This is a genomic window from Streptomyces apocyni (genome assembly GCF_009739465.1).
In the GTDB taxonomy this organism is placed as follows: Bacteria; Actinomycetota; Actinomycetes; order Streptomycetales; family Streptomycetaceae; genus Streptomyces; species Streptomyces apocyni.
Window position 1 is genome coordinate 131,049 of the sequence record NZ_WHOM01000061.1, and the last position, 23,473, is coordinate 154,521.

The 23,473-nt window shown below is 73.2% G+C and carries 14 protein-coding genes; all 14 read right to left on the reverse strand.

Annotated features, from left to right (window positions below):
* Positions 1-14: 14 nt before the first annotated feature.
* The 14 genes from GCN81_RS17145 to argF all read right to left on the reverse strand — a co-directional run bounded on the left by GCN81_RS17145 (position 15) and on the right by argF (position 23,381).
* Positions 15-1,172 (reverse strand): 3-deoxy-7-phosphoheptulonate synthase, encoded by a 1,158-nt coding sequence (locus GCN81_RS17145; RefSeq protein ID WP_156725508.1) that lies wholly within the window; start codon positions 1,170-1,172, stop codon positions 15-17.
* Positions 1,169-2,575 (reverse strand): DHA2 family efflux MFS transporter permease subunit, encoded by a 1,407-nt coding sequence (locus GCN81_RS17150; RefSeq protein WP_156725509.1) that lies wholly within the window; start codon positions 2,573-2,575, stop codon positions 1,169-1,171. The genes GCN81_RS17145 and GCN81_RS17150 overlap by 4 nt, the downstream gene beginning before the upstream one ends.
* Positions 2,572-12,897, reverse strand: coding sequence for an amino acid adenylation domain-containing protein (locus GCN81_RS17155; protein WP_407697979.1), 10,326 nt, complete (start codon positions 12,895-12,897; stop codon positions 2,572-2,574). The genes GCN81_RS17150 and GCN81_RS17155 overlap by 4 nt, the downstream gene beginning before the upstream one ends.
* A gap of 1 nt (position 12,898) precedes the next feature.
* Positions 12,899-13,684 carry an ABC transporter ATP-binding protein gene (locus GCN81_RS17165; protein WP_156725510.1) on the reverse strand — a complete coding sequence of 262 codons (786 nt, stop codon included), beginning with the start codon at positions 13,682-13,684 and terminating at the stop codon, positions 12,899-12,901.
* Positions 13,681-14,703: a FecCD family ABC transporter permease gene (locus GCN81_RS17170; protein WP_407697980.1), complete on the reverse strand. Its 1,023-nt coding sequence runs from the start codon at positions 14,701-14,703 to the stop codon at positions 13,681-13,683. The genes GCN81_RS17165 and GCN81_RS17170 overlap by 4 nt, the downstream gene beginning before the upstream one ends.
* On the reverse strand, positions 14,700-15,722 hold the full coding sequence (locus GCN81_RS17175) for a FecCD family ABC transporter permease (protein ID WP_156725511.1): 1,023 nt from the start codon (positions 15,720-15,722) through the stop codon (positions 14,700-14,702). Before GCN81_RS17175 ends, GCN81_RS17170 begins: the two co-directional genes overlap by 4 nt.
* Entirely contained in the window at positions 15,719-16,732 is a 1,014-nt protein-coding gene (locus GCN81_RS17180) for an ABC transporter substrate-binding protein (protein ID WP_156725512.1), read from the reverse strand. The genes GCN81_RS17175 and GCN81_RS17180 overlap by 4 nt, the downstream gene beginning before the upstream one ends.
* Before the next feature lie 110 nt (positions 16,733-16,842).
* Positions 16,843-17,694: a siderophore-interacting protein gene (locus GCN81_RS17185; protein WP_156725513.1), complete on the reverse strand. Its 852-nt coding sequence runs from the start codon at positions 17,692-17,694 to the stop codon at positions 16,843-16,845.
* A complete protein-coding gene (locus tag GCN81_RS17190; protein ID WP_156725590.1) occupies positions 17,691-17,930 on the reverse strand; it encodes a phosphopantetheine-binding protein in 240 nt (79 codons plus the stop codon). Before GCN81_RS17190 ends, GCN81_RS17185 begins: the two co-directional genes overlap by 4 nt.
* An 8-nt stretch (positions 17,931-17,938) precedes the next feature.
* The gene (locus tag GCN81_RS17195; protein WP_156725514.1) at positions 17,939-18,613 is read right to left on the reverse strand and encodes an isochorismatase family protein; all 675 of its coding nucleotides are present in this window, start codon (positions 18,611-18,613) and stop codon (positions 17,939-17,941) included.
* Positions 18,613-20,214, reverse strand: coding sequence for a (2,3-dihydroxybenzoyl)adenylate synthase (locus GCN81_RS17200; protein WP_156725591.1), 1,602 nt, complete (start codon positions 20,212-20,214; stop codon positions 18,613-18,615). The genes GCN81_RS17195 and GCN81_RS17200 overlap by 1 nt, the downstream gene beginning before the upstream one ends.
* Positions 20,215-20,216: 2 nt before the next feature.
* Entirely contained in the window at positions 20,217-21,413 is a 1,197-nt protein-coding gene (locus tag GCN81_RS17205) for an isochorismate synthase (RefSeq protein ID WP_156725515.1), read from the reverse strand.
* Positions 21,414-21,429: 16 nt separating this feature from the next.
* On the reverse strand, positions 21,430-22,212 hold the full coding sequence (locus GCN81_RS17210) for a 2,3-dihydro-2,3-dihydroxybenzoate dehydrogenase (protein ID WP_156725516.1): 783 nt from the start codon (positions 22,210-22,212) through the stop codon (positions 21,430-21,432).
* Positions 22,213-22,382: 170 nt separating this feature from the next.
* Positions 22,383-23,381 (reverse strand): ornithine carbamoyltransferase, encoded by a 999-nt coding sequence (argF, locus tag GCN81_RS17215; RefSeq protein WP_156725517.1) that lies wholly within the window; start codon positions 23,379-23,381, stop codon positions 22,383-22,385.
* Positions 23,382-23,473 lie beyond the last annotated feature (92 nt).

Sequence of the window (23,473 nt, forward strand, 5' to 3'; positions counted from 1 at the left end):
GCGCGGCGCGCCGGTCACCGGCGGCGGGCCGCCAGCGCGAGCGCGTCGAGCAGCGGAGCGGTGCGGGACCAGCCGAGGCAGGGGTCGGTGACGCTGAGGTCCGGGCGGAGGGGTTCCGCCGCCAGGTCCTGGCCGCCGTCGGACAGATAGGACTCGATCATGACGCCCGCCAGCGACTGGTCGCCGTCGGTGATCTGCTGGGCCAGGTCGGCGATGACGGCCGGTTGGCGGTTGTGGTCCTTGCCGCTGTTGCCGTGCGAGGCGTCGACCACGATGCGCTGGGGCAGTCCGGCCGCCGCGAGGGCCGAGCGGGCGCGCGCCACGCTCTCCCGGTCGTAGTTGGGGGTCGGGCCGCCGCGCAGAACCAGGTGAGTGTCGGGGTTTCCGGTGCTGTGCAGGGTCGTGAGGCGGCCGTCGGACGACACGGCGGGCAGCGTGTGTGGGTGGGCCGCGGCCTGGATGGCGGCGATCGCGGTGTCGGTGCTGCCGGAGACGCAGTTCTTCATGCCGACCGGCATCGGAAGCCAGGAGGCCAGATGGCGGTGCGGCTGGCTGGCGACGGTGCGCGCGCCGATGGCCGCCCAGGACACCGTGTCGGCCACGTACGGGGCGAGGGCCGGGTCGACGCATTCGTACGCGAGGGGCAGTCCGGTGGCGGCCGCCTCGGTCAGGAAGGACCGGCCGACGTTCAGTCCGGTCGCCAGGTCGCCCTTGTCGTCCAGCGTGGGGGCGGCGAGCAGGCCGGTCCAGCCGGTGATGGTGCGGGGCTTCTCCAGGTAGGCGCGGAAGACGATGACCAGGTCGTCGGCGAGGCGCCTGGCGGCGGTGGCGAGCAGGGCCGCGTACTCCAGTGCGGCGGTGGTTTCGTGGACCGAGCAGGGGCCGACGACCACGAGCAGACGGGGGTCGCGGCGGGCGAGTACGGCGGCCACGGTCTCGCGGTGCTCGGCGATGGCTTCGGCTGCCGCCTGGGACAGAGGGTGGGCGGCGGCGAGATCGGCCGGTGCGGGCAGCGGGTGGGCGGTGGCCAGATCGGCTGGCGTGGGCAGCGGACGGGCGGTGGCCGGACCGCCCGGTGCGGGCAGGGGACGGGCGGCCGACGCACGATCAGGCCGTGCGGGCAGCGGGCGGGCGGTGGCGAGATCGGCCGGTGTGGGGCGGATGTGCGTCATGATGACTTCCCTACGTGGGTTCGGGGCAGCCTGGTGGCCCCGGCGGCGGCGAGCAGGCAGAAACCGATCACCCACCAGAAGGTGTCGGCGAAGGCCGCGGAGACGTCCGGGCCACGGGCGGCCAGCCGGTCCTGGAGCACCACGGCGAGGGCCGCGGTGCCGACCGAGCCGCCGACGGTGTTGAGCAGGTTGAGAGCCCCGGACGCGCGGGGCAGGTGCTCGGGTTCGATGCGGCTGTAGACGATGTTCATCACGGGCGCGCCGATCATGGCCATCCCGATCCCGCGGACCACGAGCGCCGAGGCGATCACCAGGTCCGTGGGCGCGTGGTCGAGCTGGGTGAACGGGACGGTACCGGCGAGGATCAGCACGATGCCGGTGACCACCAGGGTCCGGGGCGCGACCTTGTCGATGGTGCGGTTCACCAGGACCGACCCGGCGACCGCGCCCAGGCCCTGGGGGGCGAGCAGCAGCCCGGCCTCCCATGCCGACAGGTCACGGCCGGTCTGGAAGTACAGCGGCAGCAGGAACATCGTGCCGAACACCGACGCGCCCAGGACGAGCAGCGCGAGGGCGGCGGCGCCGAACGGCGGCCGGGTGAACAGCCGGGGGTCGACCAGCGGGGTGTGGCGGGTCCGCAGCCCGTGCACAAAGAAGGCCGCCAGCATGGCGAGGCCCGCCGCCACGCCGATCGTGGCCGGGAGCGTACGGCCGTGGGCGACCTCGGTCAGCCCGTACACCAGCACGGCCAGGCCAGGCGAGAGCAGGGCGGCCCCCCGCAGGTCAAACGCCGTACGCCGCGTCGACGGCGGCACCACGGGCACATGGCGGCGCGCCAGCAGGACGGCGACGAGCCCGACCGGCAGGTTGACCAGGAACAGCCAGGGCCACGGCGCGACCCCGAGGATGGAGCCGCCGACCACCGGGCCGAGCACCGGCGACAGCAGCGGCACGACGGCGACGACGCTGATCACCCGTCCGGTGCGCCCGGGTCCCGCGACACGGGCCAGCAGCGCCTGCCCGGTCGCGGGCAGCAGCCCGCCGCCGAGGCCCTGGATCACCCGGAACACGACCAGGCTGGTCACCGACCAGGCCAGCGCGCACAGCAGCGAACCGAGCAGGAACACCCCCACGGCGACGAGCCAGGTCCGCCGCCCGCCGAACCGGTCGGACAGCCAGCCGGACGCGGGCACGGCGGCGACGACGGCCAGCAGGTAGGCGGTGCTGACCCACTGGATCTCGGCGACGGACGCGCCGAACTCGCCCGCCAGCGTGTCGATTCCGACGCTGACGATGGTGGCGTCGATCGTGGCCATGAACGTGCCGAGCACCAGGATGAACGCGATGCGCAGCAACTGGCCGTCGACCCGTTCGGCCGGTGGCGCGGCTTCCCTGGCACTCATCGGATCTCCAGAAGGTCGCGTACGTCGTGGTCGAGGTGGCCGCCCAAGGCGCGGAGCAGGTCGAGCAGTTCCTCGGCGAGCCCCTCGACATCGACCCCGGCCCGGTGGGCCAGCACGCCGGTCCAGCCGTCGCCGTCCGGCATGACGGTCAGGGTCACCGGGTGGTGGGTCGACTCGCGGAAGCGGGTGCCGACGACCGTGAGCCCGGGGGCGGGTTCGCGCAGCCGGTCCGGGTCGACCGGGTAGTTCTCGAACACCACGAGACTGTCGAACAGCCGGTGCCGTCCGGTGAGTTGTTCCAGGTCGGGCAGGGCGACGTGCTGGTGCTCGCCCAGCGCCCGCTGCCTGGTCTGCAGGTCGGCGAGCGTGTCGGCGAATGTGCCGCCGAGCCGGGCTCGTACGGGCACGGTGTTGGCCAGCAAGCCGATGATCTCCTCGACACCGGCCAGCTCCGGGGGACGGCAGGCGACCATGGCCCCGAAACAGACGTCCGTCCGGCCGGAGCGCCGCGCGAGCAGCACCGACCAGGCGCCCTGCACCAGCGTGTTGCGGGTCAGGCCGCGCCGCGCGGCGAGCTGGGTGAGGTCGGCCACCAGCGCGGCGTCGAACTCGATGAGCGTGGGATCCTGCCAGGCCGGACCGGGCTCGGCGACGCCACCGCTCAGGTAGTCGCCCTCCGGCAGCCCCTCCAACTCGGCGGCCCAGACCGCGAGATCCGGCTCGTGGTCGGCGCGCCAGCGCAGATAGTCGCCGAACGGTACGGGGGCGGGCAGGTCCGCGGGCGTACCGCTGACCCGTGCGGTGTAGAGGGCGAACAGCTCGGTGAGGATGCGGGGCGCCGACCAGCCGTCGGAGAGTACGTGATGGCTGGTCATGACGAGGTCGGCGCGCTCGGGGCGGTGCCGGATCACGGTCAGGCGGATGAGCGGTCCCTCGGTGAGGTCGAACGGCTCGGCGAGGTCGGCGGCCAGCGCCTCGTCGGCCGGTCCGTCGACCACGCGGCAGTCCGGCCGGGGCGATTCCGGGATCACCGCCAGGTCGGCGGGGAACACGGCGCCCAGATTCGGGTGCCGGGCCAGCAGGTCGCCGCCAGCGGCGTGCAGGGCGTCGATGTCGAGCGGCCCGGCCAGCGAGAACGTCGACTGCACGGTGTACGGGTCGGGGCGCTCGGTACGCGAGTGCCGCAGCATCACCTCCTGCAGCGGGGTGAGCGGCTGTACGTCGGCGACCGGGTGGTCCCGGTCGAGCCCGCTGACCTCCGGTGCGGCGGCGGTACGGACGAGCGCGGTGCGCAGGTGCGCGGCCAGCTCTTCGATCGCGTCGGCCGTGAACAGCGCGGACGGCCAGGTGATCCGTACCCCGAGCGCGTCGTCGCGCACCAGGGCGTTGACCATCAGGCTGTGCGGCAGGGGCAGCGCGTCGGACCCGCCCGAGCCGAGCGGATCGGCGTCCGGTGCCGCCTGCCACGGTGTCTCCGTCGCCGGGGCGCCGGGGAACTGCCCGAGGTAGTTCCAGGCGATCTCCGGCTGTACGGGGTCGAGTTGGCCCCTCGCGGTGAGGATGCCGTAGCCGAGGCCGTCGCCCTGGGCCCGTAGCCGCTCCCTGACCGCCTTGACGTCGTCGTCCGCGGTGAGCCGTACGGGGTGGACGGCGGTGAACCAGCCGACGGTCTGGGACAGGTCGACCTGGGGCGGGCGGCCGTGGCTCTCCAGCGCGACCAGCAGCTCGGGCGTCCCGCGCCAGGCCCCTACCGCCTGGGCGAGCGCGGTGAGCAGCACGGCGTCCGGTGTGGTGCGGTAGGCGGCGGGCAGCGTAGTGATCAGGGCGCGGGTCGCGTCGGCGTCGAGCCGGATCTCGTGGTGCGCCGCGGTGGCCACGGTGTCCCGCGCGGGGTCGAGCGGCGGGGCGAGCGCCGGTGTGGCGGTCATGCGTCGCCAGTGCGGGAGTTCGGCCCGCCGGTCGGCGTCGCTCAGCGTGCGCGCCCAGCCGAGGAACGACTGGCCGTGCCGGGCCAGCGAGCCACCCGCGTAGGCGTGCTCCAGGTCGTCCAGCAGGATGCGCCAGGACACCCCGTCGACGACCAGGTGGTGCGCGACCAGCACCAGCCTGCCGGGCCGTGCGGGCCCCGCGTCCACCCACACCGCGCGCAGCATCGGCCCGGTGCGCGGGTCCATCGACGCGCGGGCGGCGGCGACTTGGGCGTCGACCAGTTCCCGCAGCCCGTCCACGGCGGTCGGGGCGTCCGCGTGTGGGGCGCCCGCCTGTGGGGCGCCCGCCTGTGGGGCATCCGCCGCCTGCGCACCCTCCCCCTCCCCCGCGCGTACGCAGGTCAGCACGTCGGCCGAGGTCACCGCGCCGACCGCCGGTATGTGCAGGGTGTCGCCGGCCAGTTGGGCGCGCAGCACGTCATGCCGGGCCAGGACCGCGTCGAGTACCGCCCGCCAGGTCGGCTCATCACCGCCCGCTGGTACGCAGACCTCCACCCACTGGCAGAACCCGTCCGCCGCGCTACCGGGGGCACGGCGCAGCAGGTCGCGCATGATCGGGGTCAACGGCGCGTCCCCGACTGCGGGTGCCTCGTCGCCGCCGAGCGCGCTGGCCCGTGCCGCGATCCCGGCGACCGTCGCGCCCTCGAACACGTCGCGCGCGGTCAGGCCGAGGCCCTGGCGGCGGGCCCGCGACACCACCTGAAGCGACACGATGCTGTCCCCGCCGATCGCGAAGAAGTCGTCGTCGGGGCCGATCGCGTCGGTGCCCAGGACGTCCCGGAACACGCCGAGCAGCACCGCTTCCGCCTCGGTGGCGGGCCCGCGCCGCGCGGCCGTGCTGGTCTCGGGGTCGGGCAGCGCCTCCGGGTCAAGCTTGCCGCCGGGGGTCAGCGGCAGCCGGTCGATCGGCACGAGCGCGGTCGGCACCATGTGGTCCGGCAGCTCCGCCGCCAGGTGCTCGCGCAGCCGCGCGGTGTCCAGGTCGGCGCCGTCGGTCGGGATGACATAGCCGATCAGCCTGCCGTCGCGCACGATCACCGCGCACGCCCGTACGTCGGCGTGGCGGGTCAGCGTGGACTCGATCTCGCCCAGCTCGACGCGGAAGCCACGGACCTTGACCTGGTGGTCGGCGCGGCCGAGGAACACCAGCTGCCCGTCGGGCCGCCACCGCACCAGGTCGCCGGTGCGGTACATCCGCTCACCGGGCGGGCCGTACGGGTCGGCCACGAACGCGGCGGCGGTCAGACCGGGGCGGCCCAGATAGCCACGGGCCAGGCTCGGTCCCGCGAGGTACAGCTCCCCCGTCACACCGATGCCGACCGGCTGCAGCCCGCCGTCGAGTACGTACGCGCGGACACCCGGGTCGGGGCGGCCGATCGGCAGCGGTCCGGTGTCGTCCGGATCGTACTGCCAGGTCACGGAGTTGATGGTGACCTCGGTCGGCCCGTAGGCGTTGAACAGCGCGCGGCGGCCGGTGCCCCAGCGCCGTGCCAGTTCGGGGTCGAGGCGTTCGGCGCCGACGACGAAGAACACGTCGGGGTGGACGGTACGGTCGTCGGGCATCGCGGCCAGGAACGACGGCAGCAGGTTCACTCCGGTCACCCGGTGCTCGACGATGTAGTCGAGCAGTTCGTCGCCGGGTACGCGCACGTCCTCGGGCGCGATCACGGACGTACCGCCGGACAGCAGCGGCACCATGGTCTGCCAGAACGCGACGTCGAAACTGGTCGACGCGAAGTGCAGGTACCGGTCGTGTTCGGTGACCTGGACGACCTCCTCCTGGAGCGCGATCAGGTCGGGTACGCCCCGGTGGGTCACGCCGACGCCCTTGGGCCGCCCGGTGGTGCCCGAGGTGTAGATGACGTAGGCGAGCGCGTCATCGGTGAGCCGGGCGCGCGCCTCGGACGGGTCGGTGTCGGGTACGGACGCGAGCGTGGCCGGGTCGTCGAGCCGCAGCACCGGGATCTCCCGCTCGCTGGGCAGTTCGGCGCCGGTGGTCACGGCGGCGGCCGGGGCCATGTCGTCGAGCATGTACGCCAGCCGCTCCCGCGGATAACTCGCGTCCAACGGCACGTACACCGCACCCGCCTTGGCCACACCGAACAGCGCCACCGTCATCTCGACATCGCGCCCGAGCAGGACCGCGACCGGGTCCTGCGGCCGCACTCCGTGCGCGATGAGCGCGTGGGCGAGCCGGTTGGCCTGGCGGTCCAGTTCGGCGTAGCTGAGGCTGCGGTCGCGGCAGACCAGGGCCTCGGCGTCGGGCTTACGGCCCACCCAGGCCGCGAACTCCTCCAGCCAGTGGCCACGGGCCCTGGCGGGGACGACCTCGGTGCCGGTGCGCAGCACGCGCTCCCGCTCGTCGGAGTCGAGCACGGGCAGGGCGATCGCGGGTCGCGCCGGGTCGTCGGTGATCTCCCGCAGGAGGTGGTGCAGCCAGCGGCCGTAGTCCCGTACGGTCTGGGCGGTGAAGGCGTGCGGCTGGTAGCCGAGGCCGATGGTGATCTCGTCGTCGGGGATGACGATCACGGTCAGCGCGTAGTGCGTGGCGTCGGTGATGTCCACGCCGGTGAGGTCGAGGCCGGGGGCGAGTGGGGTGCGTTTCCGGCTGGACAGCGGGAAGTTCTCCATCACCAGCATGGTGTCGAAGAGTTCGCCGACGCCCATCGCCCGCTGGATCTCGGGCAGTCCGACGTGGTGGTGCTCGGCCAGCGCGACGCTCTCGGTGTGCACCTGAGCCATCAGGTCCCGCGCGCTCTGGTCCTGGGTGTGCCGGACGCGCACCGGGATCGTGGTGCCGAGCTGGCCGATCATCGCCTCCACGCCGTCGACTTCGGCGGGCCGACCGGACACCGGGCAGCCGAAGACGACGTCACGGCGTCCGGTGAGCCTGCCGAGGAGCAGGCCCCAGGCCGTCTGGAGCACGGTGGTGAGGGTGACGCCCTGGTCGCGGGCGAAGGCGCGCAGCCGGTCGCTGAACTCCCGGCCGAGTCCTACGGTCACCCGGTCGGGCCGCTCCACGACGGCCCCGGTGCCGGTACGGGCGGGGGCCAGCCGCGTCGCGTCGTCGACACCGGCCAGCGCGTCCCGCCACAGGTCGAGCGACGCCGTACGGTCCCGGCCCGCCAGCCAGCGGAAGTACTCCGACAGCGGCGGGGCGGCGGGGACCGCGGGGCCGCCGCCCAGTTCGGCGTAGATGGCCAGCAGGGTTCGGCCGACCAGCGGCATCGACCAGCCGTCGAGCAGGGCGTGGTGGTTGGTGATCACCAGCTTGTGTTCGGCGGGCCCGACGCGGGACAGCAGGAAGCGGATCAGTGGCGGCCTGGCCGGGTCGAACGGGCGCTCCAGCTCGGCGCGGGCGGCCTCGGGGAACCGGTCGTCGCGCCGCCAGTCCAGGAGGACGTCGGCGGGGATCACCTGGACGACGTCGTCGCCCGCCGGGGCCAGGTAGACGCGCAACGCGGGGTGGCGGCGCAGCAGTTCCCGCGCGGCCTCGGTCATCCGGTCCTCGTCCAGCTCTCCGGCAAGGGTCGTGACGGCCTGGACAACGTAGACGTCGGTGTCGTGGTCGTCGCGGACCAACGTGTGGAAGGACAGCCCGACTTGGAGGGGCGTGGCGGGCAGTACGTCGTCCACCTGGCCGGTGCGTTCGATGGCGTCGATGGCGGCCTGGTCGAGGTCGACCAGCGGCAGGTCGGACGGGGTGAGCCCGCCGGTGGTGTGCGGCGCGTGCGCGGCCAGCGCGTCCAGGGCCGTGGCCCAGGCGGTTTGCAGGGCCGCTACGACGTCCGGGCCGAGCACCCCGGACGCGGCGGTCCACTCGACGGCGAGCCGGGGCGCGCCCTCCTCGTGGACGAAGCAGTTGAGGGCGAGCACCTGCTCCAGGGCCTTGGAGTCGGGCTCGGTCACCGAGAAGGCGTCCCGCTCCGGGAGACGCCATCCGGTGCCGGGCAGCGGGGCGAACCGGCCCAGGTAGTTGAGCAGGACGTCCGGTGGCGGGGTGGCCGCCAACTCGGCGCTCGTCTGCGGGTCGAGGAAGCGCAGGACGCCGTAGCCGACGCCGCCGTCCGGGACGCCGCGCTTGGCCTCCTTGGCCGCGCGCAGCAACTGCCCCACATCGCCCGGCGTCGGAACCCGGACCGGGTACTCGCTGGTAAACCAGCCGACCGTGCGGGACAGGTCGAGGTGTTCGCGGCCGTGGCCCTCCATCGTGACAGTCATCGCGTCACCGGACACGCCCCAGTCCCGCAGGGCGAGGACGAGCGCGGCCAGCAGCACCTCGTCGACTCCCGCGCGGTACGCGGCGGGAAGCGTGGTGAGCAGGGCTTCGGTGACCTCGGGCGAGGCGACGGTGACCGACCGGTGGGCGGTGGCCACGGTGTCGCGGGTCTGGTCCAGCGGCCTCGCGCCCAGCCGGGTCGCGGAGTCCAGCGCGGTGTGCCAGTAGGCGAGTTCGGGGCGTCGCGCGCCGGACTCCCCCTGTTCGGCGAGGAGGGTCGCGTGCCGCCGCCAGGACGACGCCCCGACCGGGTCGAGGGCGCCGCCCGCGCAGGCGGTGTGCAGGTCGGGCAGCAGGACCCGCCATGACACGCCGTCCATGGCGAGGTGGTGGACGACGATGACCAGCCGGTCCGGTGTGCCGTCGCCGGTACGGACCAGGGTCGCCCGCAGCAGATCCCCGGACAGCGGGTCGAGCTCCCCCGCCAGCCGCTGGGCGAGCGCGGTGATGCCCGCCTCACGGTCCTGCCCGCCGTGGGCTTCACCGCCGTGGCCTTCACCACCTTGCGCCGCACCGCCACGCGCCGCACGGCCTTGCGCCGCACCGCCACGCGCCGCACGGCCATGCGCCGCACCGCCGTCGACCTCGCTGGTGTGCACGCCAGTTGTCTGGGCCTCGCCGACGTGGACCTCACCGACGGTGGCCCTTACCGCGTCACGCGGCAGCACCTCCAGACCGTCGTCACCGACGCGGAGCCGCAGCGCGTCATGCCGGTCGAGTACCGCCCGTACGCCTGCCGCCAGTTCGTCGTAGGCGAGCGTGTCGACGCGCAGGGCGGTCCACTGCGCGTACCCGGCGACGACGCGCACGTCAGGGTGCGGCTCGAGCAGGCCGCGCACGATCGGCGGCGCGGGGACCGGCCCTGTCGGGTCGTCCACCGCCTCGGGAACGTCCTCCACCAGCCCGGCGGACGCCGCCAGCGCGGCGAAGCTGCGGCGGGCCAGCAGTTCCCGTGGCCGCAGCTCGATCCCCCGCGCCCGCAGCCTGCTGCTGACGGTGATCGCGGTGATGCTGTCCCCGCCGAGCGCGAAGAAGTCGTCGTCCACGCTGACCCGTTCGACCTCGAACACCTCGGCGAGTACGGCACACAGCAGCCGCTCCCGCTCGGTGCTCGGCTCCCGGCCGCCGCCGGACACCGTGGGTGTGGGCAGGGCGGCGCGGTCGAGCTTTCCGTTGGGGGTGAGCGGCAGTTCGTCCAGCACCACCACGGCCGCCGGGACCATGTGGTCAGGCAGCCGCCCGGCCAGGTGGTCGCGCACCGCGTCCGGGCTGGCCGAGGCGGACACGATGTAGCCGATCAGCCGGGACGACCGGATGGTGGCGGCCGACGCGGTGACGCCGGGCACCGCGGCGAGCTCGGCCTCGACCTCGCCGGTCTCCACCCGGTGGCCGCGGATCTTGACTTGTCCGTCGCCACGGCCCAGGTAGGCGAGGCCCCGTCCCGGCACCCAGCGGGCCAGGTCGCCGGTACGGTACATCCGCTCGCCCGGCGCGCCGAACGGGTCGGCGACGAACCGCTCGGCGGTCGCTCCCGGCCTGCCGAGGTAGCCGCGGGCCAGGTGCGGGCCTGCCAGGTACAGTTCGCCCGCCGTGCCGTGCGGTACCGGCTGTAGCGCGTTGTCCAGCAGATAGATCCGGGTGCCCGCGAGCGGGTGGCCGATCGTCGGCTCGTCGCCGTCGATCGGGGCGGTGGTGCTGTCCACGGTCGCCTCGGTCGGCCCGTACATGTTGCGTGCGGTGACCCCGGAGTCGGCGACCCGCCGCCAGAGCGCGGGCGGTGTCGCCTCCCCGCCGAGCACGAGCAGCGTCGGCCGCCGGTCCAGCAGGCCGCCGTCGACCAGCGGCGCGGCCATCGACGGTGTGGTGTCCACGATGTCGATGCCGTCGCGGGTGTACGCGGCGAGCAGGGCGTCGGCGTCGCGGGTGGTCTCGGCGTCGTAGACGTGCAGTTCGTGGCCGCACAGCAGCCACACCAGGTGGTCGAACGCGGAGTCGAAGGCGAAGGAATAGGTGTGCGCGGTGCGCAGCCGTCGGCCCTGGGGCCCCTCGGCCTCGGTCTCGGCGACGACCGTCGACCGCTGGTGGTGCAGCAGTGCGGCGAGGCCGCCGACCCGGCCGAGTACGCCCTTGGGGCGTCCGGTCGACCCGGAGGTGTGGATGACGTAGGCGAGGTGCTCGGGGTGCCGGGGCGCGGCGAGTTCGTCGGCCGTCAGCGCCGTGCCGGGCAGCCCGGCCGCCTCGTCGAGCAACGTGTCCCACGGCACCCCGTCAACCGGGCCCGGGCCCGCGCCCGCGCCTGCGACCGCGCCTGCGGTCAGTACGAGCGCGGGGCGGGTGTCGTCGAGCAGTTCGCGCAGCCGCTCGGGCGGGTACGCGGCGTCCAGGGGCAGGAACGCGGCGCCCGCGTCCATCACCGCCAGCAGGGCGACCACCGAGTCGGCCGAGCGCGGCAGGGCCAGCGCCACGACGTCGTCAGGACCGATCCCGCGGGCCCGCAGGGCACGGGCCAGTCGGTGTACCCGGTCGGCCAGTTCGGCCGCGGTCAGCCGCTCGGCGCCGCACACCAGGGCGGTGTGTCCGGGGTCGGCGGCGACCATGGCGTCGAACGCGGTCGGCACGTCGACCGGTGTGCCGGGCAGGGCGGGCGGCGCCCAGGTGGCGAGGAGCCCCGCCACGTCGTCGGTCAGGGCGACCCGCCCGACGGGCAGGCCGTCGGTGAGACCGGCCAGCAGGGCCCGCAGCGCGGACAGTTTGCCGTCGACGGCGGCCTGGTCGTTGGTGCGGCCGTCGACCTCGAAGCCGAGCAGCAGCCCGCCGTCGCGGGTCGGCAGGACGCTCAGGCCCATGTCCTCCGGCGGACCGCCCGCGACGTTACGCATCACGCCGGTGGCCCCGGCGAAGTCGATGGACAGGTCGAACGCCTTGAGGTTGATCCCGCGCCCGTGCAGCAGCGCGCCCGCGCCGGGCACGCCGAGGTCGCGTGGCAGGTCCTCGCCTCGGTACCGCTGGTGGTCGCGCATCTCCCGCATGGCGGCGGCGACCCGCCTGCTCAAGTCCCCGAGCCCGTCCCCGCCGTTGACGGTCACGCGCAGCGGCAGCACGTTGACCGCCATGGCCGGGGTGCGCAGCTCGGTCGAGCCCGTACGGCACATCAGGGGCAGCGCGAACACCACGTCGGTGCGGCCCAGCATGCGGTGCAGGAAGGCGGCGTAACCGGCGATCAGGGCCTCGCCCCAGGTGACGCCCTCGCGGTCGGCGAACGCGCGCAGCGCGGCCGTCTCCTCGGGGGTGACGACGGCACGCGCGGTCAGGGTGCGGCCGGGCGGTCCGGCGGCGGTGTCCAGGTCCCCGGGGTCGCCGACGTCGGGCAGCGGCGTGAACCGGTCGACCCAGTACGCGCGGTCGTCGGCGAACCGGTCGCTGTCGCGGTAGGCGCGGTCGGCGGCGACGAGCGCGGCGAAGGAGCCGAACGTCGACCGTGGGGGCTCGGTGCCGCCTACCAGGGCGGTGTAGCGGGCGGCGGTGCGGCGGGCGAGCATCGCGGCGGTGTAGCCGTCGAAGACCAGGTGGTGGCCGAGCTGGGTGTACCAGACCTCGCGGTCGGACAGCCGGATGACGGTACGCGCGTACAGCGGCCGGTCCGTCATCTCCTGGCAGGCCTCGGCCAGTCGCATCCGCTCGGCGTGGACCAGCGCGTCCGCCGCGGCGGCGGGATCGGCCTCGGCGCTGACGTCGACCACCGCGGGCGGCTCGACCGGCTCGTCGCTGATCGCCTGGCGCGGCCCGTCGGGGGTGTCGTACACGCGCAGCCGCAGCGTCTCGGCCTCTTCGGTGGTCGCCCGGACCGCTTCGACCAGCGCGTCGATGTCGACCGGCTGGTCGCCGGATATCTCCACCACGTCGCCGACCACGTAGTAGGGCGAGTCGGGCTCCAGGCGCTGCGCGTTCCAGATGCCCGTCTGGGCGCCGGTCAGCGCGAGCAGCCCGCCCGATGACTCGTCTGCCACGTCTGCCAGGTCTGACACGCCGTCCGACGACACGCTTGCGGTGGTCAACTTACTCTCCTTGAAGTGTGGGGACGACCATCGGCGTTCCGGTCACCGGGTCGGGGACGATCACGCTCGGCAGGTCGAACACGTCCTTGATCAGCGCGGCGTCCACGATGTCCGCGGGGTCGCCCTCGGCGACCACCCGGCCGTCCTTCATGGCGACCAGATGGTCGGCGAACCGGCAGGCCTGGTTGATGTCGTGCAGGACGGCGATGACCGTGCGGCCCTCGTCGCGCAACCTGGCCAGCAGGCCGAGCAGTTGGTACTGGTGGGTGATGTCCAGGAACGACGTGGGTTCGTCGAGCAGCAGGTAGGGCGTCCGCTGGGCGAGGACCATGGCCATCCACACCCGCTGCCGCTGGCCGCCGGACAGTTCCTGCACCGGCCGGTCGCCCAGGTCCTCGACACCGGCGGCGGCCATCGCCTCGGTGACGGCCTCCTCGTCGTCGCGCGACCACATGGCCAGCAGCGACTGGTGCGGGAACCGTCCCCGGCCGACCAGTTGGCGGACCTTGATGTCGTCGGGGGCCAGCGGGTCCTGCGGCAGGAACCCGAGCTGCTTGGCCAGCGCCTTCGCCGGGTAGCCGCCGACCTCGCGGTCGTCGAACCGCACCTGCCCGGCGTCGGGCCGCAGCAGCCGGACGAGCGCCCGCAACAGGGTGGACTTCCCGCAGGCGTTGGGGCCGACGACGGCGGTGAACGCCCCGTCGGGTACGTCCAGGCTGAGCCGGGTGGACACCACTCGGTCGCCGTAGCGCAGGGTGATGTCCCGCGCGGTCAGGCGTGCGGTCACGCGCGCCCCACCTCCTTGGTCAACAGCCAGATCAGATAGCAGCCGCCGATCGCGGTGCTCACCACGCCGACCGGCAGCGCGACGGGCGCCAGCAGCATCTGGGCGAGCAGATCGGCGCCTTGGAGCAGCACCGCACCGGTCAGCGCGGCCGGGAGCAGCGGCACTCCGGCAGCGCCCGCGAGCCTGCGGCCGATCTGCGGGGCGGCCAGCGCGATGAACGCGATCGGCCCGGCCACCGCCGTCACCGTGGCCGTACAGCCGACGCCGACCAGGACCATCAGCAGGCGCAGCCGGTCGAGCCCGACCCCGGTGGCCACCGCGATCGCGTCGCCGAGCGATGCCTGGTGCATGGCGTGTGCCCGCGTGGCCATCAGGGTCAGCAGTACGGCGATCACCGTGAACGGAATCCACAGGTCGGCCCAGCCCACTCCGTTGAGTGAGCCCGCGCTCCAGCCGACCGCGGCGATCGCCACCTCCAGTTCGGCGCGCAGCACGATCCACGAGTTGACGGCGGTCACCATCGCGTTGACCGCGATGCCGATGACGACAAGCCGCAGCCCAGAGAAGCCCCGGTCGAACGAGAGCAGGTAGATCGCCGCCGCGACGAGAAGACCACCGGCCACCGAGCCGACGGCCAACTGCGCCGAGGTGCCGGACAGTACGGTGAGGGCGACCAGGGCGCCGGTGTAGGCGCCCGCGTCGAGGCCGATGACGTCGGGGCTGCCCATCGGGTTGCGGGTGAGGTTCTGGAAGAGCGCCCCGGCCACGCCGAGTGCGGCGCCGAAGACGAGTGCGGCCAGCACCCGTGGCAGGCGCCAGTCCAGGATCACCACGGAGTGTTCGGCTCCGGTGAGTACGGCCAGCACTTCGCCGGGGGTGGACCAGGATGCGCCGTAGCAGAGCCCGAGCAGCGCCAGGCCGAGCAGCAGGGCGAGGAGCACCACGGTGAGGACGACCGTGCGGCGCTCCACCCGCAGCCGGGGCAGTTCCTTACGTTCCCGCGGTTCGGTGACGGTCACAGCGCCCCCGCCCCGTAGCGGCGGACGGCCCAGATCAGCATCGGGCCGCCGAGGAACGCGGTGACGACGGCGACCGGCACCTCGCCGGTGGGCAGCAGGACCCGCGACCCGATGTCGGCGACCAGCAGCAGGACCGGGCCGAGCACCATGGTGTAGAGGATCAGCCACGGCACCGAGCCGCCCGCCGGTCTGCGGGCCAGATGCGGCACGATCAGTCCGACGAACAGGATCGGCCCGGCGATCGCCGTCGCCGCCCCGCTGAGCACGGTGATCAGCGCCAGCGTGGCGGCCCGTACCCGGACGACGCCCGCGCCCAGCGTGTGCGCCACGCTCTCGCCGAGCGTCAGGGCGTTGAGCGCCCGGCTCAGCAGCAGCGCGCCGAGCAGAGACACCCCGATCGCGGCCAACGGCAGCTCCAGGGGCGCCTGTTCGCGGGCCGCGAGCGAGCCGACCGACCAGAACCGGTACATATCGAAGACGTCCGGGAGCATCAGCCTGAGGCCCAGCCCGACGCCACCCAGCACGGCGGTCAGGGCCACGCCGGTGAGCACCAGGCGCAGCGGCGAGCGGCGCCCGACCGCGGCGACCAGGAGCGCCGCGAGCACCGATCCGATGACCGCGAAGCCCAGTTCGCCCGCCTGTCCGGCGGCGAGGCCGAGCGCCGAGCCGACGGTGATGGCGAACCCGGCGCCCGCGGTGACCCCGAGGATGCCGGGTTCGGCCAGCGGGTTGCGGGCGAGGGTCTGGATCAGCGCGCCCGCGACCGCCAGGGCGGCGCCCACCGCGACGGCCAGCAGCGCGCGGGGCGCCCGGACGTCCCGCACGATCACATGGTCGTCGGTGCCCTGGAAGTCCACCAGGGCCCGTACGACCTCGGCGGGCGGGACCGAGCGGGCGCCGATGCCGATGCTGAGGACGGCGACAGCGGCCAGCAGCGCCAGTCCGCCGACGAGCAGGCCGAGTTGCGGCACCGCCCGTCTGGTCCTCGCCGTCTCGGGGGCGTGCCCTGCGACGGTCACTGGTCCAGCAGCGGCGCGAACGACGTGTCGATCGCGTCCAGGGTCTGCATGGCCTGCCCGTAGGTCGCGGCCTCGGTGTAGCGGATCGGGAAGGTCTTCCCGGCCTTCACGGCGGGCAGGTTCTTCCACAGCTTGGAGTCCATGACGTACTTGACCGACTCGGGGACGCTGCCGTCGGCCTTGACCGAGTAGGTGATGACGTCGGCCTCACCGAGCGAGTCCGGGAGCTCCTCGATGGAGGGGTACTCGCTGACCGAACGCGAGCCGGGCCCGGACTCCTTGACCTTGCCGTAGTACTTCGCGCCGATGTCCTCGGCGATGTTGGTGCCCCAGGACCCGCTGAACTCGCGCTGGAAGGTGCCCTTGGCGACGTCGCCGTACGAGCCGACGTGACCGACCTTGTACGGGGACAGCGCGTCCTTGTACTTCTTGGCCAGCTTCTCGGCCTTGGCCTCGTAGTCCTTCTGTACGGCGTCGAACTGCTTGAGCGAGCCCGCCGCGTCGGCCTGCTTCTGGGCCAGTTCGCGCCACGCGGACGGCACGGTCGGGCCGATCGCCACGACGGGGGCGATGGACTCCAGCCGCTTGACGTCGATGTCGCCGAGCACCGGGGCGGGGACACCGATGACGATCAGGTCGGGGTCGGCCTCGGCGACGGCCTCGTAGTTGGTCTCGGCCGCCTGCTCACCCGCGATCTTGGGGAGCTTCTTGTAGGTGGCCAGGTCCTCCTTGTTCATCATCGGCTCACCGCGCTGCCAGGAGGAGATCCCGACCAGCGGCGCGTCGGCCTCGATCATGACGGGTACGGCGTAGCCGGTGGCCACCACGCGCTGCGGGTCGGCGGGGATGGTGATCTTGCCGTTGTCCGCGGCGAACACCCGCGTCTCGCTCTTCTTGTCGTCCTTCTTGGACGTGTCATCTCCGCTGTCGGAGGACGAGGACCCGCACCCGGTCAGGGCCAGGGCCAACGCCACGGCAGCGACGAGGCCGAACGATCTGCGCAGGGACATAGGAAACTCCGTATTCATCAGATAATGATTCATCAGGTAAGGCTCACCTTGCTTGGCGGCCTTCAGGGCATGGCGAACGGATGGCCGGTGGGTCTGCGGCCGCCTTCGGCTCAGTCGTCGTCTTCGTCGAAGTCGGCGACGCCGCGCTTCCAGTAGCCGGTGATGTCGTGGTCGGCCTTCTCCAGCCGCAGCTCGTCGCGGACCCACCGGCGCAGCGGCTTGATCTGCCCCGCCTCGCCCGCGGCCCACACGTACACCCGCTCGCCCTCGGGTACGGTCACCGCGGTCACGGCACGCGCCAGCGCGTCGCCGGTGCCCGCCGGGCGGTCGCCGCGGTGCAGCCAGCGCACCTCGACGCCCTGGGGCGCGGACAGCTCGATCTCCTGGGCGGCGTCGGCGACTTCGACGAACGCCCAGCCCCGCGCGCCGCGCGGCAGTTCCTCCAGCCAGCGCGCGATCGCGGGCAGCGCCGTGATGTCGCCCGCGAGCAGGTAGCGGTCGTAGGTGTGCGGGACGATCAGGCCGCCGGGCGGGCCCGCGACATGCAGGACCGCGCCCGGCTGGACCGCCTGCGCCCAACCCGACGCGAGCCCGCCGTCGTGCGGGGCGATATCGATGTCGATCTCGCCCGCGACCGGGTCGTAACGGCGCACGGTGTACTCGCGTGAGGTGGGCGCGGGCCGTGGCCAGCGCAGCATCATGCCGTTCCGCTCGGGCAGCCGCAGCGAGCCGTCCGGCTCGGGGAAGATCAGCTTCACATGCTCGTCCGGCGCGTGGGCCTCGAATCCCTTCGCGCCCGGCCCGCCCAGAGTCACCCGCAGCAGTCCGGACCCGACCATGGTGGTCCGTACGACCTCGGTCTCCCGGAGATGGATCGGGTAGCCCACCTTCTCGGCGTGGCGGCCCGCGCGGACCTCGGCGATCCGGTCCAGGTGCCGGTGCCGGTGGTCGACGCGGGTCATGCGGCCGCTCCGGTCAGCAGGGCCGTCCAGTGGCCCAGTTCGGGCTGTTCGGCCAGGTCGGGGAATTCCAGGGTGCTCGCTCCCGCGGCGCGCCAGCGCTCGACCAGGGTCATGATCCGTACCGAGTCCAGGCCGAGGTCGACCAGGTCGTCGTCGGGCGCGATGGCGGCCGGGTCGCAGCCCAGCAGCTCCGCCACGTCGGCACGGACGCGCTCGGGCGACAGGGTCTGGTTCATCGGATCGCTCATCGGACGGCTCCTGCGGGGATCGGCGCCGACAGGGCGGTCAGCGCGTCGGCGGTGGTGGTGACGACGCCGCAGCGCTGGGCGACGTACTCGCATGCCTGGTCGTGGCGTTCGCGGGAGAAGTCGGCGATCGCGTCGGCCACCAGGAACGGCCGCACGTCACGCATGAACGCCTCGACGGCGGTGGCCTGGCAGCCGATGTGCGCGTACACGCCGGTGATCAGCAGCTGGTCACGGCCGAGCGCGGCCAGCTGCTCGGCGAACGTGCTGCGCTGGAACGCGCTGTAGCGCCACTTGACCAGTACGGTGTCGGCCTCGGCCGGGGCGAGCGCGTCGACGACGTCCGCGGCCGCCGGGTCGGAGTCGATCACCGCGCCGATGCCGTCGCCCCAGAACTCGGTGAGCAGCCCGCGGTCCGCGGCCTCCTGCCTGCCGGGCTGCGCGGTGTAGAAGACCGGAATCCCCCGCTCACGGGCGGCGTCGGCGAGCCGCGCGATGTTCGCGGTCACCTCGGGCACCGGGGCCCCGGCGTAGGGCGCCAGGAAGTAGCGCTGCATGTCGTGGATCAGCAGGGCCGCGCGGTCCGGATCGGGCCGCCAGGCCACCCGCCCCGTGGGCAGTTCGGCGGCCGTGGGCAGCGGATAGGGCCGTATCTCGGGCAGGGACACACTCATCACTCCTTCCGAGCGAGTACGGCCAGGGCCGCCCTCAGCTCGCGCTTACTGGTCTTGCCGACGCCGGTCACCGGGAACTCCTCGACGACCTGCACCAGGTCCGGCACCTTGAAGGCGGCCACGCCGCGCTCGCGCACGAAGGCGCGCAACTCCCGCCCGGTGGGCTGCTCTTGGGCCACGGGCACGACGTACGCGCAGGTGCGCTCGCCCAGATACGGGTCGGGCACCGCGACGACGGCGGCGTCGAGCACGCCCGGATGGGCCATCAGATGGTTCTCGACCTCTTCGGCCGCGACCTTCTCGCCGCCCCGGTTGATCTGCTCCTTGGCCCGGCCGACGACTTCGAGTTGCCCCGTGGGCGTACGTCGTACCAGGTCACCGGTCCGGTAGAAGCCGTCCGGGGTGAACGCGGTGGCGTTGTGTTCCTCGGCCCGGTAGTAGCCGCGGATCGTGTACGGACCACGGGTGAGCAGTGCGCCCGCCTCGCCCGGGGCCACATCGGCGCCGGTCTCCGGGTCGACGACGCGCACCTCGTCGTCAGCCGAGATCGGGCGGCCCTGGGTACCGAGTACAACCTCGTCGGGATCGTCCAGGCGCGTGTAGCAGACCAGCCCTTCGGCCATCCCGAACACCTGCTGCAACCGGCAGCCAAGCGCGGGACCGATCCGTTCGGCCAGCTCGCGCCCGCACTTGGCCCCGCCGACCAACAGCACCTCAAGAGAGGACAGATCACGGTCGGTACGGGCCGCGGCCTGCACCCACGCGGCGGCCAGCGGCGGTACCACGCCGGTGATCGTGACCCGCTCGGTCTCGATCAGCCGGAACGCGGTGTCCGCGTCCGGTCGTGGCGCCATCACGGTGGCCGCGCCCGCGTACAGCGCGCCCAGCACTCCCGGGGAGCTGAGCGGGTAGTTGTGCGCCACGGGAAGCGCGGCCAAGTACACGCTGTCCTGGGTCAGTCCGCAGATCCGGGCGCTCTCGCGGACGCTGTAGAGGTAGTCGTCGTGGGTGCGCGGGATCAGCTTCGGCAGCCCGGTGCTTCCCCCGGAGAGCTGGAGGAACGCCATGCCCTCCGGGTCGGGGTCGGGCAGTTCGCGCGGCTCGGTCGCGGCCAGCGCGGCGAATTCCTCCGACCCGACGACCAGCACCTCCCGTACGGAGGCCACTTCGGAGGCGACGGCACGGGCCACGGCGGCGTGGTCGTGCCGCTCGTACGTACCGACCGTGATGATGGCGGCGGCCTCGCTCTGTTCGGCGAAGTGCCGCAGCTCGCTGTGCCGGTGCGCGGGCAGCGCGAAGACCGGCAGCACACCGGCCCGCCACATCCCGAACACCACCGGCAGGAACTCCGGGATGTTGGGCAGTTGCAGCACCACCCGGTCACCGGGCGCGAGACCGGAGTTGACCAGTCCGGCCGCGATCCGGTGGGCCCGCTCGTCCAGTTCGGCGAAGGTCCACCGGATGTCCCCGCCGATCACGGCGGTCCGCTCCCCGTACGTACCGGCGAGCGACGTCAGCAGCGCCCCGAAGGTCTCGCCACGCCAGTGACCGGCGGCCCGGTAGCGGGCGGCGGCCTCCGGAGGCCAGGGCACATGGTCCATGGTCACGCCACGTCCTCCAGGCCGATGGCACGCAGCAGCGTGCGGAACTTCGCGGCGGTCTCGGCCAGTTCGGCGGCCGGTTCGGAGCCGTCCACGATCCCGGCCCCGGCGAACAGCCGGAGTGTGCGGTCGCACACCTCGGCGCTGCGGATCGTCACCGCCCACTCGCCGTCGCCGTCGAGCCCGGTCCAGCCGACCATCCCCGCGTAGTAGCCGCGGTCCTCCGGCTCCAGGTCCGCGATGGCCGCGAGCGCCCCGGCCGCCGGGACCCCGCACACCGCGGGCGTCGGGTGCAGCGCCTCGGCGAGACCGAGCGCCGAGCTGGCCGGGTCGGCCGGGTCCGCCAGCCGCCCGGTGATCCGGGTGGACAGGTGCCACATCGTCGGCGTGCCGATCACCTCGGGCCCGTCAGGCACCTCCAGATCAGCACAGAACCCGCCGAGTACGTCGGCCACCTGCCCGGCGGTGTGGGCGTGTTCACCGAGGTCCTTGGCCGACTCCCGCAGCCGCGCGATCCGTTCCCGGTCGAGGGCCGCGTCGCCGGACCGGGGTATCGATCCGGCCAGCGGGTTGGCGACCACCGTCGTACCGCGCCGGGACACCAGCAGTTCGGGGCTGGCCCCGACGAGCGTGCGCGGCGCGGGATCACCGGGCGCGGTGACATCGGCCGCGAAGGCGTACGCGGCCGGGTCGGCCCGCACCAGCCGGGCGAGCAGCGCGGGCACCCACACCGGGGTGTCGGCGGTCAGTTCCAGGCAGCGGGCCAGGACGACCTTGCACAGGTCGCCGCGGCCGATCAGCTCCAGGGCCCGGCGCACGCCGTCGGCGTAATCGGCGGGCTCGGGACGCGGGGTGACCGTCCACGCCACCCCGGACTCCGCCTCGGGGGCCCGTACGACATCGGGAACACCCGCGCGCCGCACCACGGACGGCACCACCAGGCCGGTCTCGGCCTCCGGGCGGAACCCGACGGCCCCGACGACCACGGGCTCGGCCAGACCCGCCGCGGCGGCCTGGTCCAGCGCGGCGGCGGCGGCCGATGCCCGCGCTCCGCTGCCGGGCCGGACCCGAGCGTGCACACCGTCGGCGAGCAGCGCGCCTCGCGTAGAGGAGAAGTAGAACGAGCCTGGCAGATAGGCGGCCAGCAGATCGGCCGCCCGGTGCACGGGTCTGGGGCGCACAAGCGCGGATAGGGACACGTCAGCTCTTCCTTTCTCAGGCGCGCAGAGTCGCGCCGCCGTCGACGAACAGGTCCTGCATGGTGATGTGCCGGGCACGGTCGGAAGCCAGGAACAACACGGCGTCGGCGATGTCGGTGGGGTCGGCTACGCGCCCCAGCGGGATACCCACCCGGAACTGCTCCGGGGTCCCCGCGATCACCCGCGCGAGGTCGTCCTCGCCGGTCCACAGCTGCCGCTGCATCGGGGTGTCGGTCGAACCGGGCGAGACCACGTTGCACCGGATGCCATGGCGAGCCACCTCAAGACCGAGGCACCGGGTGAGCATCGTGGCCGCGGCCTTGGACGCGGCGTACGCGCCCATCCCCGTACGTGGCACACCCGCGGCGTTGGAGCCGACGGTGATCAGCGACCCGCGCCCGCGGGGCACCATCCGGCGGGCGAGTTCGCGCAACACGGCGAACACCCCGGTGGTGTTGACGGCGAACGTGTCCGCCCAGTCCTCGTCGGTGGTGTCGCACACCGCCCCCGGCCGCAGGATGCCCGCCACGGACACCCCGATGTCGACGGGCCCGATCCCACGCTCGACCTGTTCGACCACTTCGGCGACCGCGCCGGCGTCCGCCACATCCGCGACGAAGGCCACGACGCGGCCGTTCGAGCGGTCCACGAGTCCGGCCAGACCCTCGGCGTCCACATCAACGGCGGCGACGGTGGCACCCTCGCGAACGAGTCCGTCCACCACGGCGGCGCCGATCCCCCTGGCCGCCCCGGTGACCAGCGCGACCGAGCCCGCGACCCCCGAATTCCGGGTCGTCATACATCCCCCCCCCGAGCAGGTTTGGTAAGGCTAACCTAACTACCTCCTCAGCTGGACGCAAACCCACCCACACCGCAAACACAGGAATAGATGTGACTCCGCGTCACGTTCCATGGGAACGCCAAAGGCCCGCAGGACTACGCCCTGCGGGCTTCAGACGTGTCGCTCCGCTACGTGAGGGTGGCCACCAGAACCGCCTTGACGGTGTGCAGCCGGTTCTCGGCCTGGTCGAACACGACCGAGTGCGCCGACTCGAAGACCTCGTCGGTCACCTCGAGCGAGCTCAGCCCGTGCCGCTCGTGGATCTCCCGGCCGACCTTGGTGCCGAGGTCATGAAAGGCCGGAAGGCAGTGCAGGAACCTGACGTCGGGGTTCTGGGCGGCCCGCAGCACGTCCATGGTCACCGCGTACGGGGCGAGGGCCTCGATCCGCTCATCCCAGACCTCCGCGGGCTCCCCCATCGACACCCAGACATCGGTGGCGACGAAGTCCACGCCGCGCACGCCGTCGGTGACGTCCTCGGTGAGGGTGACCCGGGCGCCGCTGCCGACGGCGAGTTCCCGGGCCCGCGCGACGATGTCCTCGGCGGGCCAGTACGCCTTGGGCGCGACGATCCGTACGTCCATGCCCAGCAACGCACCAGTGATCAGGTACGAGTTGCCCATGTTGAACCGGGCGTCGCCGAGGTAGGCGAAGGCCGTCTCGGTGAGGGGGCCCGCCGCGTGTTCGGTCATGGTGAGCACGTCGGCCAGCATCTGGGTCGGGTGCCAGTCGTTGGTCAGGCCGTTGTAGACGGGCACCCCGGCGTACGCGGCGAGTTCCTCGACCGTGGCCTGACTGTCGCCGCGGTACTCGATACCGTCAAACATCCGGCCGAGCACGCGCGCGGTGTCCTTCACCGACTCCTTGTGCCCGATCTGCGAGCCGGACGGGTCGAGGTAGGTGGTGGACGCGCCCTGGTCGGCGGCCGCCACCTCGAAGGCGCAGCGGGTGCGGGTCGAGGTCTTCTCGAAGATCAGCGCGAGGTTCCTGCCCGTCAGGCGGCGGGACTCGTTCCCGGCCTTCTTCGCCGCCTTGAGCTCAGCGGCCAGCGCGATCAGGGCGCGGAACTCCTCGGCGGTGAAGTCCAGCTCCTTGAGGAAGGGGCGGCCGGTGAGGTCGGTGGCCATGAGTCGCTCCTGTGCTGCGAATACGGGGACGACTGGAAGTCTATACGACAACAGGCATTTCTATACAGCACCCGCTGGGCTCTGTGCAGCAT